The following is a 15698-nucleotide window of genomic DNA, read 5'->3' on the forward strand; positions in this document are numbered from 1 at the left end:
GTCCCTTTTCACTTTTTATCATTCTCTTAAAAAATCCTTATTAAAGCTTGTGTCATTTTTAGGATCATAAGTTGCATTTTTTCTATTCTTTTTACCTTGGAAACCTTTTGAAATTGAATCCTTCCCAAACTTATCTTGCAATTGGTTTAAAACATTATATAGTGGCTCATTTTTGGCTTTCACTTCATATGAAAACAAATCTAATTGTTCCGTAGCTTCACTTTTTTCTACTATCTCTTGGGCAGTCACTCCCAGGAGTCTTACAGGGTCTCCGTCCCAGTGCTTTAAAAATAATTCTTTAGCGATTTGAAATAGTTCTTCTTTTTTATACAGAGGGTTTTCCATTTTTTTGCTACGGGTAATAGTCTTTCTGAACTTATTTTTAATGATAATTTGAACAGTGGTTCCTAACACTTGTTTTTGTTGGAGTCTAGTGGAGACTTTTGCGCATAGTGTTTTAATGATGGAAAGTAACTCGTTTTGATTCGTTGTATCCTTTGGGAGAGTGGTAGAATTCCCTACACTTTTATAGTCATAGATAGATTCTGGGTCTACGTTACGTCGATCGACCCCATTGGCTCTCTCCTTTAAGCGTAAACCGTTTATTCCTATTTTGGATTTTATTTGAATGTCGTTCCCATGAGCAAGATCATAACAAGTAGAAATTCCTATACTATTCAATTTTTCGGCGGTTTTTTCTCCAATTCCGTGCATTTCTATGACGGGGAGTGGCCAAAGCTTTTCAGGAATATCTCGCTTTCTTAGTACTGTGATACCCATAGGTTTTTTCATATCAGAGGCTGTTTTAGCTAAAAATTTATTGGGGGCAACTCCAATGCTACATGGTAGATCAAGCTGTCCTTTGATTTGGGCTTGTATGGCTGAGGCAATTTCTAAGGGTGTACCTTTTTCAAATGAATCCGTAATATCTACATAGCCTTCATCAATAGAGACGGGCTCAACAAGATCGGAGTATTGTCGTAAGATAGTGAAAATTCCTTTGGAAGCAGCACGGTAACGGTCAAAATTCGGTGACATGATAACCAGTTTAGGACAAAGTTTTTTTGCTTCCCAAAGAGGCATTGTTGTTTTCACTCCATAGCTCCTTGCTTCATAGCTACAAGTTACAATAATGCCTCTTCTTTCCTGTGGATTTCCTGCAATAGCTAAAGGTTTACCTCTTAGAGACGGATCATAAGCCATTTCTACTGAGGCATAAAAGCTATTCATATCAACATGAAGAATTACTCGTCCATTTTTGGGATAATGTGAGTTCATACTACCCGCGACTTTCTATGTCTAGTTTTGGTGTGCCTTCTGTTCGTTAACATATTTCTTTATTTCTTTCATACCTTCTAAGCTTTCTACTAAAACATCTGGGTCGATGGTCGTAATCAATCTGTTTTCTAAATTAATCACACCAGAGAAATATTTTGTTTTAGAATAAGCAAGCAAACCAACATCTTTCACTGCATGGTCTGGTACTTCCAGAATTTCTTTCGCTTCTTCTACAACTAACCCGACCTGCAGAGTATCTGTGTGGATGACAAGGAGGAACTGTCCTGTTTCCACATTCGAAGGTTTATTGTACAGTATGGTAGCTAAATCAAGAACAGGAATTAACTCTCCTCTAACCTTCACAATACCTAACACGAAATTTGGTAAATGTGGAATTGGGCTTACTTCGTCCAGCTTTTCTATGGAAACTACGTGTTCAATTGGTAAAGCATACTCCTCTTTTCCTGCATGAAAAATAACTACTTTTGCCATTTTTATGACTTCCCCTCTCGAACTTCAATTATGTATATAACTAATGTACCATATTAGAGAATGCTTAGGTAAATAGAAAACGTGTCAACTTAAAAGAAATGCCCATCAACATTTGTTGATGGACACGTTACATTATTCTCCTGCTACATCTTGAATGATCGCTACAACCATTTCAGATAATTTATTTAATTCTTCAACAGGCATTCTTTCACTCTTAGTATGAATTTCTTCATATCCAACAGCTAAATTTACAGTTGGTACTCCAAATCCGGCGATAACATTAGCGTCACTTCCACCCCCGCTAGTACGGAGCTCACTCGGACGACCAATTTTCTTCGCAGCACGTTTTGCTACTTCTACAACTTCATCGCCGTCTTTAAATTTGAAGCCTGGATACATAATTTGTACATCAATTTCAGCCTTACCACCCATTTCTTCAGCAACAGTCATGAAGGCTGCTTTCATTTTTTCCACTTGAGCTTCCATTTTTTCAGGTACAAGGGAACGGGCTTCTGCCAAAATGTCTACCTGCTCGCAAACGATATTTGTTGCTTTACCGCCTTCAAAACGACCAATATTGGCTGTTGTCTCTTCATCAATTCGACCAAGTGGCATTTTAGAAATGGCTTTAGCCGCAATAGTAATAGCAGAAACACCTTTTTCTGGAGCAACTCCTGCATGAGCTGTTTTTCCATAAATGGTTGCTTTAATTTTTGCTTGAGTTGGAGCAGCAACAATAATATTTCCGACTTCTCCATCACTATCTAATGCAAAGCCGTATTTAGCTTTTACAAGAGAGGAATCTAATGCTTTCGCTCCTACTAATCCTGACTCTTCCCCAACAGTAATAATAAATTGAATGTCTCCATGTGAAATCTGGTTTTCTTTAATTACTTGGACAGCTTCAAGCATCGTGGCAAGACCAGCTTTATCATCTGCACCTAAGATTGTTGTACCATCAGAATAAATAAAGCCGTCCTCTTTCAATGTCGGTTTTACACCTTTAGCTGGAACAACTGTATCCATGTGAGAAGTAAAGTAAATGGTATCTACGCCTTCTTTATTTCCTTTCAAAGTACAAATGAGGTTTCCAGCACCATGGCCCGTTTCACCCATCGTGTCATCTTCAAAAACCTCTACTCCAAGATCAGTGAATTTTCGCTTTAACACTTTTGCAATTTCTGTTTCTTCTCTTGTTTCAGAGTCGATTTGTACCAATTCTAAAAATTCATTAAGTAAGCGCTCTTTATTAATCATAGTAGTGACCTCCAAAAGTATGTATTCACTCTTATAGTATAGCGTGAATAGGTTAGTCGGACAAACCAGACCACTTACAACGGAATATTTCCGTGCTTCTTACTTGGTCTATCTTCCTTCTTGTTTCTCATCATCTCTAACCCTTGAATAAGCTTGATTCTCGTTTCGCGAGGATCGATCACATCATCAACCATTCCTCTTGAAGCAGCCACGTATGGATTAGCAAACTTCTCTCTATATTCTTCAATCTTTTGTTCTCGAAGCTCTTCAGGATGATCACTGTTAGCGATTTCCCTTGCAAAAATAATATTGGCTGCTCCTTGAGGACCCATTACCGCAATTTCAGCGTTTGGCCATGCAAATACCAAGTCTGCACCAATCGATTTACTATTAAGAGCAACATAGGCACCGCCATATGCTTTTCTTAGAATCACCGTCATTTTAGGGACAGTTGCTTCCGAATATGCATAAAGGATTTTTGCCCCGTGACGAATAATTCCACCGTGCTCTTGCTTAATACCTGGGAAGAACCCTGTTACGTCTTCAAATGTGATAAGGGGAATATTAAAGGAATCACAAAAACGGATGAATCGAGCGGCTTTATCTGAGGAATCAATATCTAATCCTCCAGCCATGAACTTTGGTTGATTACAAACCAGTCCAACGACTTCTCCCTTGATTCGTGCCAATCCCACCACAATGTTTTTAGCAAATTCCTTTTGAACCTCGAGGAAGCTTCCCTCATCCACAATTTCATTGATAACAATACGTACATCATATGGACGAATCGCATCAAAAGGAATAAGATCTGTTAAATTCTCACGATAATCGTCTTCCTCATTTACTTCTAATCGAGGAGGTTTTTCCTCGTTATTTTGTGGCAAGTAGCTTAATAATCTTCGCACTTCCATCAGAACTTCTTCTTCTGTTTTCCCTCTAAAATGAGCATTTCCACTGATTGAGTTATGTACTTTCGCTCCACCTAAGTCTTCTGAACTGATTTTTTCTCCCGTAACGGTTTCAATTACTTTTGGTCCAGTAATAAACATCTGACTTGTATCATCTACCATAAAAACAAAATCTGTAATGGCAGGGGAATAGACTGCTCCACCGGCACATGGCCCCATAATAACAGAAATTTGCGGGATAACCCCTGAGTAGATAGAATTTCGATAGAAGATATGACCATACCCATCTAATGAAACGACACCTTCTTGAATCCTTGCACCACCCGAATCATTTAAACCAATAAATGGAGCCCCGTTTTTCACAGCTAAGTCCATTACGTGGGAGATCTTCTTTGCATGCATTTCTCCAAGAGCCCCACCAAACACAGTAAAGTCTTGTGAAAATAAGTAAATGGGGTTGCCATTTACTTTCCCGTAACCAGTAACGACCCCGTCTCCTGGTCCATTTACCCCTTCAAGTCCAAAGTCCGAGCAACGGTGTTCGATAAAGGGATTGAGTTCAACAAAGCTGCCTTGATCTACTAATAAATCAATTCTTTCCCTTGCAGTTAGTTTTCCTTTTTCATGTTGTTTATTGATTTTTTCATCTCCACCACCGAGTTCTACTTCTCTTCTTCGATCGTAAAGCTCATTTATTTTTTCATAAATATCCATTATGACTTATCCCCCTTGATGTTCGTTTTATCACAAAGCTCATAGAGTACACCATGTGCAGATTTAGGATGTAAAAAGGCAACTTCTGCTCCTCCTGCTCCAGGTTTAGGTGTCTCATTAATCATTTGAACGCCTTTTGTTTGCAATTCATGAATTCGCTCTTCAATTCCTTCTACACCAAATGCTATATGATGAATGCCTTCCCCTTTTTTCTCAATAAAAGTCGCAATTGGACTTTGAGTATGTAAGGGTTCTAGTAATTCTAACTTAATATTTCCTCCATCCAAAAAAGCAACCTTGACACCTTGAGTCTCAACATGTTCAACTTTTACTAGCTTCAACCCAAGTGTATCATTATAAAATGGAAGAACATTTTCTATTGATGATACGGCTATTCCTATATGGTCTACTTTCTTCATTAAAATCATCCCCCTGTTGTCGAAATGTTCTACACCTTATACCATTCTATAAATGTTGTCGAAATCCCTCCTAATGTGGGGAATTATTAAAGCGTTTTCTTAGGTGGAATGGTTGTATTCTCTTATTAATCAAGATAAAATAGGAGAAAATAAGCTGAGTGCTATGAATTAGAAATGGAGAGGTACTATGGGTAATAAAAATATTCGTAAAATTATCGTGTTTATTATGTTATTTGCAATGCTGGCATCAACACTTCTAGCTGGCCTGACTTTTCTATTATAAAAATAAAAAGAATCTCCTTTGTCGATTGTCAAGACAAAGGAGATTCTTTTTATTTTAAAGTTCGCTCTTGTGTTTCGGAAAAAAGTAGTAGTTAATTTCCGCTGCAGGATGCTCGCTTTCTGATGGGCGGGCGGTGAGCTGCATCGAAAATCAACTTTGTGTGAGTTTGTTAATCTAATCTAAAAGAACGAGAATAACTTCTTTTAATGAATCAGTAATCAATTTCTGCGTATTTATCAATTTAATACTCATGCTGCAAATCAAAAAACCTTTGTAATAACATAATCATTTTAATGCTCCGTATTCTTTTCCTATCTCACCAAAGCTTTTAGTTGTTTTTACTACTAATACCTTTGTTCCAATTGGAGCCTTATCGAAGAGGTATTCTACATTTTTATTTTGCATTCTAATACAGCCATTGGAAATGTATTTTCCTATACTGGATGGTTGATTTGTACCGTGGATACCATATATCCTTCCGTCTGTCCCCTTGGCATCAAAGCCAATCCACCTCGTTCCTAGTGGGTTTCTTGGGTCACCACCAGGAATATTCTTTTTACGATAATATGGATTCTTGGCTTTTACCGTCACTGTAAATATACCTTCAGGAGTTAATTCCGTCGTTTTCCCTGTTGCAATTGGAAACGTTTGTTGAATCATTCCTTGATCAATATAGGACAATTGATTATTCCCTTTATTTACAATAATAAATGGATCTCCAGGGAGAGGATTTCTTCCTAAAGGCCAAATGGGAGATGCAACTAATAGAATTGCAAGAAGTAAACGCATACCATCACCCTTTATTTAATCTTAGGTGTAGTTTACTTCTCTTTCTTCATTCTCATTCTTCTTTATCCCCTTGAAGGAACTTTTCAATAGTAAATATTGTTCCATTTCTTGAACAAATTGATAGAGGGCAGCACGTGTTTCAAACTCTTCACGGGTTTTCGGTAATTCCATTTGTTCAAATTCAACCTTCATATCATACAACTTTTTCAGATAGAACAGAGCTGTATTACCCGGATGAATATGTTCACTTAGCTCTTCAAGGAATTCAGCTATTCTGTTTCCCTGTTCAATAGTTAAGGAAATAGAAGCTGCAATAGGAAGAATTCGCTGAAGAATTTCAAACTGCTTTTCTCTCATTTTAAAGTAAAGATAATATAAGTTTTCATGACGTAAAAAATGATTTTCAACATCTTTAAAAGCCAATGTCTTTGCTTTTTTCAGTAATTCTTCTGTTTCCGTTATTTCTTTCCCGTCCCAATGACTGTCATTTGTTTTCAAATAATTTGTCATCTCACAAAATATTTTATAAAAATTCTTCTCTATCTCTTCTTGATACTCGATCAGTTTGTTTTCAACACTCGGCATATATAAATTCATAATCAAAGCAATTCCTATACCAATTACAATAATTCCTAATTCATTTTGAAAAACACCTGCCGTTACATTGCCTGCAGAGTAAATATGTAAAATAATAACTGAGCTTGTGACAATCCCTTCTTTAATATTTAATGCTACGGTAATTGGAATAAACACAAGTAGAAGTAAACCAATGATCGCAGGCTGATAGGCTAGAAATTCAAAGAAACCTGCAGAGAGTACCATAGCAATTACACAAGCTATGAATCGGCTCCAAGAAGCATTAATCGATTTCTTTTTTGTATTTTGAATACAAAGGATGGTTAAGATTCCTGCTGATACAAAGTTATCCAGCTGTAACCATTGTGCAAGGCTAATCGCGACGGCTGTGCCGACCCCTGTCTTTAACGTTCGATACCCGATTCGAAACATTTCATCTTTCTCCTAACTCTTCTCTTTTCATACCCTTTTTAGAATACCACATTTCCTACTATACAAAAAAAAGAAGGGTTAACGATAAATTACGTTAATCCCCCTTTTTCATTAAGCTATGATTACTTTTTGATTCAATCAACGTAGTGAAAAAATCTACAATACTTAATCAATGTCTCTTATTAAAGTATCTTCTCAAGAAATTCTTTTGCTCGTTCACTTTGGGGATGAGAGAAAAATTGTGCTGGTTTTCCTTCTTCTACAATTTTACCTTCATCCATAAATAGCACTCGATCCGCTACTTCTCTTGCGAAGCCCATTTCATGGGTCACAATCATCATGGTCATACCTGAATGAGCTAAAGATTTCATGACTTCTAGGACTTCTTTTACCATTTCCGGATCCAATGCAGATGTTGGCTCATCAAATAGCATCACTTTTGGTTCCATTGCAAGAGCCCTGGCAATAGCTACACGCTGTTTTTGTCCACCTGACAAACGATTAGGATATTCGTTACATTTTTCCTTTAGTCCTACTTTCGTTAGAAGTTCGATTCCTAACGATTCAGCTTTGCCCCGCTCCATTCCTTTTACTTTTATGGGAGCATAAATGACATTTTCCAATGTTGTCATATGAGGAAATAGATGAAAATGTTGAAAAACCATTCCTACATCTTGTCTAACCTTCTGAATGTTTTTTCCTTTTACAGCAACACCTTCAAACGTAATATTCCCGGAGCTTGGTTGTTCTAAATAATTCAAACACCTTAATAGAGTTGATTTTCCAGACCCAGAAGGACCAATGACAGCTAAAACCTCTCCTTTTATAACGGAGAGATCAATCCCCTTTAAGACTTGTAGTTGACCAAACGATTTTGTAATATTTTCTCCTCTAATCATTTCCTCTCAATCTCCCTTCCAGTACCTTTCCTAATATCGTTAAGATCATCACAAGAACATAATAAATGAGTCCAGCAAAAAGTAGTGGTTCAAAGAATGAATATAAATCACTTCCTACCATATAAGATCTTCTCATTACATCGGCTGCTCCGATTACTGTCACAATGGCTGATTCTTTTGTTAATGTTATAAACTCATTCATTAGTGCAGGTAAGATGTTTTTTATTCCTTGAGGTAAAATGATATCTTTCATCATCTTTCCATAGGGTACACCTAATGCCATGGCAGCTTCCCTTTGCCCTTTATCCACTGCATTAATTCCAGCACGAATAATCTCAGAAATATAAGCGGCTGAATTAAGGGAAAAGGCTAATATAGCTGCTGAATAGGGTTCAATTTGAGTACCAAAAAGTTGTGGAGAACCATAAAAAATAATCATTAATTGAAGAACTAAAGGTGTCCCTCTAAAAATAGACGTATATATGTCTGCTATAAATGTTAAAGGTTTAATAGAGCTAATTTTACAGAGTGCTAGTAATATTCCAAATATAAATCCAAAAATACCTGATAAACCTACAATTTTTAGTGTGACCTTCAATCCTTCCAATATAAAAGGGATGGAAGGAATTAATTGTTCAAAATCAAGTGGCATTGTATCTCCTCCAAATAAATCATAAAAGCTATAAGACTGCCCATTTAGCTTTTTAAATCAAAAGGCTAACCGAAAAGTAGGTTAGCCTCTCTTTCAATCTCGTTTATGATTGTTCTCCGTCAAACCATTTTTCTGCCAGTTTGTCTAATTCACCATTCTCTTCTAACTTTTTCAAGGCGTCATTAAATTCTTTTGTAAGCTCACTATTCTTTGGAAAAGCAACGGCAGATCCCGTTTCCTCTTCTTTGACTTTCATGGTGTTTCCTTGTAGCTCTTTATTTTTTGTTAAATAACCATCTGCTACGGTGTTCTCAATGATGATAGCATCGAATCTACCATTTTGGAGATCTTGGATTAATTCAGGAATACGATCTCGTGTTTCCACTTTTAGATCAATCGATGTTGTAAGTTCTTCTGCTGCATCCTGTTGAATAGATCCTAATTGAACCCCAACTGTTTTTCCGTTTAAATCCTTTTCACTTTTTATACCGCTCTCTTTCGTTGAAATGATCATATCTTTCGCCGTGTAATATGTGTCACTAAAGTCCACATTTTTTTCACGTTCAGGAGTAGGTGTCATTGCAGAGAGGACAAAATCTACCTGACCTGTTTTTAGTGCGGAGATTAGTCCACTGAATTCCATATCCTTCACTTCAATGCTATAACCAAGTTCATCTGCCAACATATTCGCTAAATCAATATCGTATCCAATAATTTCATCACTGTTTGCAGTATCGACATATTCAAAAGGCTTGTAATCTGCTGAAGTACCCATGATTAATTTAGTAGACTCTCCTGATGCCGTTTCGGCCTTTTCTTCATTCGAACCACAAGCAATTAAACTAATTGAAACAAGAGATAGTAGTAACATAAATAATAGCTTTTTCATAGTTTGTTCCTCCTCAAATTGTATAAATATAATTATTTTTGTATATTAATTACTATATTCGTATTCTAGCACGAATTAATTTTTATTCAATACTTTTTATAATTATTCATTAATGTTTATATTTTCTGAAAATTTTATGAGTTATTATAATTATTTATTCATATTTATGTATATTCTATATCTCGTTATAAAAAAGAATTCTCTTTTCTTAAAAGAGCCTAAAAAAAAAGCCTGCCATGATTTCTGGCAGGCTTTTTCTAAAATCTACTTATACTTCTTCACAATACTGATCGAAATAGGATTGAATTTTATTTACAACAGACATTGGATCATGACCTTCAATTTCATGTCGTTCAACCATTGTCAAAAGCTTTCCATCTTTTAAAAGGGCAAAGGATGGAGAGGATGGTGGATAACCAGTAAAGTAACTACGAGCTTTCGCTGTCGCTTCTTTATCTTGTCCAGCAAATACAGTTACTAATTGGTCTGGTCTCTTATCATAATGGATAGCATGGGCAGCAGCCGGACGAGCAATTCCTCCTGCACATCCACAAACGGAATTAATCATCACAAGAGTTGTTCCTGGTTTAGTGAAAGCTTGGTCTACTTCTTCTTCCGTTGTTAATTGAGTGTATCCCGCTGTCTCGATTTCCTGACGAGCTTGGCGTACGATATCGTTCATAAATAAATTGAAATCTATATCCATGATTGTACTCTCCTTTTTACTACTATAAAATTTCTGATTCAATCTTTCTCGCATCATAAGTTTGATGTGTATCACCATCATAACAATTTTTAACTGTATCTTTCAATTAAAATAATCTAAAGTAATCGTTAATCCATGCTTCCTTTATATAACTTTAGCAATTCTTCTATCGCTTGAGTAGTCGTAGTATCTTCTGACTTCACTTTCTCTTCAAAAAGAGGCAGGGTTGATTTGATGTTTTGATGGTAAAAGAAGTCTGATAGGACTCTTTCTTTTAACATCGTATGAAACCATTCCTGTTTTTGAAGGTTTCTTCTTTCTTCAAACACACCATTTTTTTTTGTCATTGTTTCAAACTCTTTAATGACTTCCCACATTTCTTGTAAACCTTCATTTTTCAAAGCCGAACAGGTGTATGCTTTTGAACCCCAACCCTTCGTGGCCGGGATAAGAAAATGTAAAATTTGATTCAATTCTCTCTTTGTTTTTTCAGCAAGATGCTTATTTTCCCCATCTGCTTTATTCACCAGTAACGCATCAGCGAGCTCCATGATTCCTTTTTTCATGCCTTGGAGCTCATCTCCTGCTCCTGTAATTACAAGAAGGAGGAAGAAGTCCACCATTTGTCTGACCATCACTTCGCTCTGACCGACTCCAACTGTCTCAATGATGATTAAGTCGTATCCTGCTGCTTCACATAAGAGTAAGGTTTCATTCGTTTTACGATGAACTCCCCCTAATGTTCCGGCAGTAGGAGAAGGTCTCACAAAGGCTTTAGGATTCTTTGATAATTGCTCCATTCTTGTTTTATCACCCAATATACTTCCACCAGATATGGATGAGCTAGGATCAATGGCCAGGACAGCTACATGATGTCCCTCCTTGCATAACATCTCTCCAAATTCCTCAATGAACGTGCTTTTTCCAGCTCCTGGGACACCTGTTATTCCCAGACGTAAGCTGTTCCCTGTATAAGGCAATAACTCTTGTAATAACTGTTGTCCAGCTTTATAGTGCTCCTCGGCATTGCTTTCAATCAACGTAATCGCTTTTGCTAAAAAACTACGTTCTCCTTTAAGAATCCCTTCTTTTAATTCGGAAATCGAAATGGGATCCTTTCTCTTCTTCACAAATCGCCGCTTTCCTCCCGAATCATATCCAGTCATTATTCAGTCACTTCCTCGTAACCAAGCACTTCATAAATCTCTTGAATCACTTTTTGAGCTGCTACTGGAATAATCGTGCCTGGACCAAATACAGCCGAAGCTCCATTCGTTAATAGGAAATCATAGTCTTTAGCAGGGATAACTCCACCAATTACGACTAGTATATCTTCTCTTCCCAGTTTCTTTAATTCAGCTACTAATTGTGGAAGCAGGGTTTTATGACCGGCTGCTAATGAGCTAACACCAATCACATGGACATCATTTTCCACTGCTTGAAGAGCCGTTTCTTCCGGTGTTTGGAATAAGGGACCGATATCCACATCAAATCCTAGATCGGCAAATGCTGTGCTGATAACCTTCGCTCCGCGATCATGACCATCCTGGCCCATTTTGGCAATGAGAATCCGAGGTCTTCTCCCTTCATTCTCTAAAAACTCCTCAGTCATTTCCTTCACGATCGTGATTTCTTGTTCATTGGAGAAATTCGAGCTATACACTCCGCTTATACTTCTAATCGTTGCTTTGTGGCGACCAGATACCTTTTCAATCGCATCTGAAATTTCACCAAGTGTCGCACGAGCTCTTGCTGCGTCCACAGCTTTTTCAAGGAGATTTCTTTCACCGGTCTCAGCTGCAAGAGTAAGTGCATGCAGTGCTTCTACTACGACCTCTTCATTTCTTTCTTCCTTCAGCTTTTGAATTCGCTCCAATTGTTTTTGTCTTACGACAGTATTGTCAATATCTAATGTATCAATAGGGTCTTCCTTTTCCAGACGATATTTATTTACACCAATGATTGATTCTTCTCCTGAGTCAATCATCGCTTGTCTTCTCGCAGCCGCTTCTTCAATTCGCATCTTCGGTAAGCCTGTTTCAATCGCTTTCGTCATACCACCAAGCTCTTCGATTTCTTCAATATGCTTCCATGCTTTATCCATCAATTGATTTGTTAACGATTCTACATAATGAGAGCCAGCCCATGGATCGATCACCTTCGTAATCCCTGTCTCATCTTGAAGGTACAACTGAGTATTTCGAGCAATACGTGCTGAAAAATCCGTTGGCAAGGCGATCGCCTCATCCAGGGCATTCGTATGAAGAGATTGCGTATGCCCCATTGCAGCAGCATGGGCTTCTAATAATGTACGAATGACGTTATTATAAGGATCCTGCTCTGTTAAGCTCCAACCAGACGTTTGAGAATGAGTTCTCAACGCCATTGATTTAGGGTTTTTAGGGTCAAACGTTTTCATCATTTTAGCCCAAATTCTTCTAGCTGCCCTCATTTTTGCTACTTCCATAAAATAATTCATACCGATTGCCCAGAAAAATGAGAGTCTTGGTGCAAAGGAGTCGATATCAATCCCTGCCTGAAGCCCCGTTCTTACATACTCAAGTCCATCCGCTAATGTATAAGCTAACTCTATGTCCGCAGGAGCTCCCGCTTCCTGCATATGATATCCTGAAATACTGATACTATTAAATTTCGGCATATACTTGGATGTATACTCGAATATATCCGCAATGATCTTCATTGATGTTTCTGGAGGATAAATATATGTGTTACGTACCATATACTCTTTTAAAATATCATTTTGAATTGTTCCTGAAAGCTTTTCTTTTGAAACTCCTTGTTCTTCAGCAGTGACGATATAAAAAGCCAATATTGGCAAAACTGCACCGTTCATTGTCATGGAAACAGACATTTGGTCTAAAGGTATTCCATCAAAAAGAATCTTCATATCTAATATTGAGTCGATGGCTACACCTGCTTTTCCTACATCTCCTACCACTCGTGGATGATCCGAGTCATAGCCACGATGAGTGGCCAAATCAAATGCGACAGATAAGCCTTTTTGTCCCATACTTAAATTTCTTCTATAGAAAGCATTGCTCTCTTCCGCAGTAGAAAATCCAGCATATTGCCTGACTGTCCAAGGGCGATTGACATACATAGTTGGATATGGACCTCGTGTATACGGAGGCAAACCCGGTAGATCTTCTCCATGGGAGATATTTTTTGAATCTTCCTCTGCATATAGCGATTTAATCTTTAGTTTCTCATTGGTTTCATACGTGGTTCCAGATAGAATGTTATTCTGTACTGATCCTTTGTTTGAATAAGGGTCAATATTTTGCCAATTAGGCTTTGTCATGGTCTTTTCCCTCCTCCCAAATGGTTAAGAGCTCCTCTAATTTTTCTAAAATATTTTGCTTCGCGTAAACAGATCCGTTTAGTCCAAGTTCCTTAAAATGTTTCGAAGATGATTCTTTGACTTTCCCGGCCAAATCAATAACGATTTTGGAATCTATATTCTTAATACTTTCTACTATCATTGGAACAAGTTCATCATATGCTTCATCTTTCCCGCAAACAATGTAATAAGGAAGTTTTGTTTCTTCCACAAACTGAAGAACATCCTCCTTTGAAAAGCACTCTGGACTAATAGTTGATTGAATTCCACCCGTAGCTAGAAAACCACTTACAAAATCAGCACGTGGTTTGTGTGACTTTAGTAATCCCAGTCCAATTATTCCAGCTACAGGTTTTGAGCCATTTTCAGTTAATCTTTGAGCTCTATACCTTAGCTTTTCAAATGGTAGTGACATACGCTCAGAAGTATGGGGAGTTGGAATCCGATCTCCAAGGTTTGCATAGATATTTGTTCCAATCATAGACTGCTTTCTCGTAGACAAATCATGGATTCGAGCTTCTTTTACTTCTCTAACCCTTTCTTGAATCGATCCATTTTCTAACTCAGCTAAAATACCGCCTTTTGCATCGATTTCTTGAAACTCCTTCCAAGCTTTCTTACCGATTTCTTCAGATAACCATTCTACATAATAAGAACCACCACTAGGATCCACCACTTTATTTAAATGTGCTTCTTCTGCAAGGATAAGCTGCGTATTGCGGGCAACCCTTTCAGAAAGTGCATTCGTTTCACCACTTACATCGTTAAAAGGCAGGACAACAAGATAATCAACACCTGATAGAATAGCCGAAAATGCTTCGCCACCTGAACGTAGCATATTGACATATGAATCAAGGGTAGATTTATTGAATTTGGATGTTTCTGCACTTGTGCTGATTGAACGAGAAACAACTTCATTTGCTAACCCATAGGAAGATAAAATCTCCTGCCACAATTTCTTAAACGCTCTAATCTTTGATACTTCCATAAAGAAATGGCTGCCTACTGAAAAGTGAAAGTGCATTTTTTCAGCAATTTCATCTATAACCCATCCTTTTGCTATCAGTCTTTCAATATAAGAAACACCTTCACTCAGAGCGTAAGCAAGTTCTTGAACGGCGTTCGCTCCGTTATTATGATAAGGAGCAGTGTTAACGACAATCGTTTTCACCCCAGGTATATTGTCTTTTGCTTCTTCCACACTACCCAAGTACTTATCAAATGAAAGGTTTTCATGAAGAAACGCTTGCTCAGAAATAGAATCAAATCCTACTACACCTTTAATATCTCGAATGTTTTGATGCTTCTTTGATAGAGCGGAAATACGATTGATTAAAGTTGAAGAACTTTTTTCAATAGAAAAGATGGGTGTTTCAGAATCGGTTAGCTCTGTGAAAAATTGATCGAATTCTTCGTTAATCGGTAACGTTTGAGTTGAAAAAGAAAAACAATTCTGTCCCCTTGAAAGTGAATCCCTCACTTTATCTGTTAAATCACCCCATGAAATTCCTTTTAGGGGTTGTGCAATAAACCACGATGTTCCTTCTATCTTTGATTCTACATTTGGAATATAAGAACGAATTCGATCATTTAAAGGTGAATCGTTCTTTGTGTATAAAGGCTTTAATTCAATACCTTCATAAGTATGTGTATGTAAACTATCTAAGGTTTTCCCTTTTAAGGCAGCTTTTGCTACTTCCTGCCATTCTTCTAGCGATTTAGTATTAAATGATTGATTCTTCATTTCACTAAGTTTCATAATACCCCTCTTTCCCTTTATCATTTACTTTGTAATCGTTTACAAAACTCTTTAAAAACCTTATCCATCCCCTACTTATTAACCTGATTTTCTAAGTGATGAAAATTCGAAATTTTTCTACTAATACTATTTTAGTATATAAAAAAAATGGCGCTTCTTCAATGAGTAGGAAAACTCTCAACCGAATAAGTGGGATTAATATGAGTTTTGCATTCCAGTTCCCTTTCGAATAAGCACCGCTGAACAGAATCACAAGAAATAAGGACTAACCAGCTGGTTAGTCC

The 15698-nt window shown here is 37.3% G+C and carries 15 protein-coding genes; 1 reads left to right on the forward strand and 14 read right to left on the reverse strand.

From position 1 onward, the window contains the following. Positions 1 to 18: 18 nt before the first annotated feature. The 5 genes from IQI_RS02150 to mce form a co-directional block, all read right to left on the reverse strand. Positions 19 to 1278: a DNA polymerase IV gene (locus IQI_RS02150; RefSeq protein WP_064090913.1), complete on the reverse strand. Its 1260-nt coding sequence runs from the start codon at positions 1276 to 1278 to the stop codon at positions 19 to 21. Positions 1279 to 1299: 21 nt separating this feature from the next. Continuing rightward, positions 1300 to 1770 carry a chemotaxis protein CheW gene (locus IQI_RS02155; protein WP_082892540.1) on the reverse strand — a complete coding sequence of 157 codons (471 nt, stop codon included), beginning with the start codon at positions 1768 to 1770 and terminating at the stop codon, positions 1300 to 1302. A gap of 132 nt (positions 1771 to 1902) precedes the next feature. Beyond that, positions 1903 to 3027, reverse strand: a complete 1125-nt coding sequence (locus IQI_RS02160) for a tripeptidase T (RefSeq protein ID WP_064090911.1) — start codon at positions 3025 to 3027, stop codon at positions 1903 to 1905. A 74-nt stretch (positions 3028 to 3101) separates the two neighbouring features. Then, positions 3102 to 4649 (reverse strand): acyl-CoA carboxylase subunit beta, encoded by a 1548-nt coding sequence (locus IQI_RS02165; protein WP_064090910.1) that lies wholly within the window; start codon positions 4647 to 4649, stop codon positions 3102 to 3104. Continuing rightward, a complete protein-coding gene (gene mce / locus IQI_RS02170) occupies positions 4649 to 5068 on the reverse strand; it encodes a methylmalonyl-CoA epimerase (RefSeq protein WP_064090909.1) in 420 nt (139 codons plus the stop codon). Before mce ends, IQI_RS02165 begins: the two co-directional genes overlap by 1 nt. Positions 5069 to 5255: 187 nt before the next feature. Here mce and prli42 point away from each other — a divergent pair, with 187 nt between their 5' ends. Beyond that, complete coding sequence (prli42, locus tag IQI_RS21130; protein WP_156509805.1) at positions 5256 to 5351, forward strand: stressosome-associated protein Prli42; 96 nt, start codon at positions 5256 to 5258, stop codon at positions 5349 to 5351. A gap of 285 nt (positions 5352 to 5636) precedes the next feature. Here prli42 and IQI_RS02175 read toward each other — a convergent pair whose 3' ends face one another. From IQI_RS02175 to IQI_RS02215, 9 genes are all read right to left on the reverse strand, one after another. After that, positions 5637 to 6140: a L,D-transpeptidase gene (locus tag IQI_RS02175; protein ID WP_064090908.1), complete on the reverse strand. Its 504-nt coding sequence runs from the start codon at positions 6138 to 6140 to the stop codon at positions 5637 to 5639. A gap of 21 nt (positions 6141 to 6161) precedes the next feature. After that, positions 6162 to 7148 (reverse strand): aromatic acid exporter family protein, encoded by a 987-nt coding sequence (locus IQI_RS02180; RefSeq protein WP_064090907.1) that lies wholly within the window; start codon positions 7146 to 7148, stop codon positions 6162 to 6164. A gap of 182 nt (positions 7149 to 7330) precedes the next feature. After that, on the reverse strand, positions 7331 to 8047 hold the full coding sequence (locus tag IQI_RS02185) for an amino acid ABC transporter ATP-binding protein (RefSeq protein ID WP_064090906.1): 717 nt from the start codon (positions 8045 to 8047) through the stop codon (positions 7331 to 7333). Then, on the reverse strand, positions 8040 to 8699 hold the full coding sequence (locus IQI_RS02190; RefSeq protein WP_064090905.1) for an amino acid ABC transporter permease: 660 nt from the start codon (positions 8697 to 8699) through the stop codon (positions 8040 to 8042). Before IQI_RS02190 ends, IQI_RS02185 begins: the two co-directional genes overlap by 8 nt. 103 nt (positions 8700 to 8802) lie before the next feature. Beyond that, on the reverse strand, positions 8803 to 9588 hold the full coding sequence (locus IQI_RS02195) for a transporter substrate-binding domain-containing protein (protein WP_064090904.1): 786 nt from the start codon (positions 9586 to 9588) through the stop codon (positions 8803 to 8805). Between the two features lie 268 nt (positions 9589 to 9856). Then, positions 9857 to 10294, reverse strand: coding sequence for a BrxA/BrxB family bacilliredoxin (locus tag IQI_RS02200; protein WP_064090903.1), 438 nt, complete (start codon positions 10292 to 10294; stop codon positions 9857 to 9859). Positions 10295 to 10422: 128 nt separating this feature from the next. Next, entirely contained in the window at positions 10423 to 11460 is a 1038-nt protein-coding gene (gene meaB / locus IQI_RS02205; RefSeq protein WP_064090902.1) for a methylmalonyl Co-A mutase-associated GTPase MeaB, read from the reverse strand. Beyond that, positions 11460 to 13616 (reverse strand): methylmalonyl-CoA mutase, encoded by a 2157-nt coding sequence (gene scpA, locus IQI_RS02210; RefSeq protein WP_082892539.1) that lies wholly within the window; start codon positions 13614 to 13616, stop codon positions 11460 to 11462. Before scpA ends, meaB begins: the two co-directional genes overlap by 1 nt. Continuing rightward, the gene (locus tag IQI_RS02215; RefSeq protein ID WP_064090901.1) at positions 13603 to 15414 is read right to left on the reverse strand and encodes a methylmalonyl-CoA mutase family protein; all 1812 of its coding nucleotides are present in this window, start codon (positions 15412 to 15414) and stop codon (positions 13603 to 13605) included. Before IQI_RS02215 ends, scpA begins: the two co-directional genes overlap by 14 nt. Positions 15415 to 15698: the final 284 nt, after the last annotated feature.

The organism is Rossellomorea aquimaris TF-12 (genome assembly GCF_001648555.1).
GTDB classification, from domain to species: domain Bacteria; phylum Bacillota; class Bacilli; order Bacillales; family Bacillaceae_B; genus Rossellomorea; species Rossellomorea aquimaris.

What these genes read in the sequence shown, in the direction of transcription:
- IQI_RS02150 (WP_064090913.1), bottom strand. Translation starts at nt 1,278, where the DNA reads ATGAACTCACATTATCCCAAAAATGGACGAGTAATTCTTCATGTTGAT.
- IQI_RS02155 (WP_082892540.1), bottom strand. Translation starts at nt 1,770, where the DNA reads ATGGCAAAAGTAGTTATTTTTCATGCAGGAAAAGAGGAGTATGCTTTA.
- IQI_RS02160 (WP_064090911.1), bottom strand. Translation starts at nt 3,027, where the DNA reads ATGATTAATAAAGAGCGCTTACTTAATGAATTTTTAGAATTGGTACAA.
- IQI_RS02165 (WP_064090910.1), bottom strand. Translation starts at nt 4,649, where the DNA reads ATGGATATTTATGAAAAAATAAATGAGCTTTACGATCGAAGAAGAGAA.
- mce (WP_064090909.1), bottom strand. Translation starts at nt 5,068, where the DNA reads ATGAAGAAAGTAGACCATATAGGAATAGCCGTATCATCAATAGAAAAT.
- prli42 (WP_156509805.1), top strand. Translation starts at nt 5,256, where the DNA reads ATGGGTAATAAAAATATTCGTAAAATTATCGTGTTTATTATGTTATTT.
- IQI_RS02175 (WP_064090908.1), bottom strand. Translation starts at nt 6,140, where the DNA reads ATGCGTTTACTTCTTGCAATTCTATTAGTTGCATCTCCCATTTGGCCT.
- IQI_RS02180 (WP_064090907.1), bottom strand. Translation starts at nt 7,148, where the DNA reads ATGTTTCGAATCGGGTATCGAACGTTAAAGACAGGGGTCGGCACAGCC.
- IQI_RS02185 (WP_064090906.1), bottom strand. Translation starts at nt 8,047, where the DNA reads ATGATTAGAGGAGAAAATATTACAAAATCGTTTGGTCAACTACAAGTC.
- IQI_RS02190 (WP_064090905.1), bottom strand. Translation starts at nt 8,699, where the DNA reads ATGCCACTTGATTTTGAACAATTAATTCCTTCCATCCCTTTTATATTG.
- IQI_RS02195 (WP_064090904.1), bottom strand. Translation starts at nt 9,588, where the DNA reads ATGAAAAAGCTATTATTTATGTTACTACTATCTCTTGTTTCAATTAGT.
- IQI_RS02200 (WP_064090903.1), bottom strand. Translation starts at nt 10,294, where the DNA reads ATGGATATAGATTTCAATTTATTTATGAACGATATCGTACGCCAAGCT.
- meaB (WP_064090902.1), bottom strand. Translation starts at nt 11,460, where the DNA reads ATGACTGGATATGATTCGGGAGGAAAGCGGCGATTTGTGAAGAAGAGA.
- scpA (WP_082892539.1), bottom strand. Translation starts at nt 13,616, where the DNA reads ATGACAAAGCCTAATTGGCAAAATATTGACCCTTATTCAAACAAAGGA.
- IQI_RS02215 (WP_064090901.1), bottom strand. Translation starts at nt 15,414, where the DNA reads ATGAAACTTAGTGAAATGAAGAATCAATCATTTAATACTAAATCGCTA.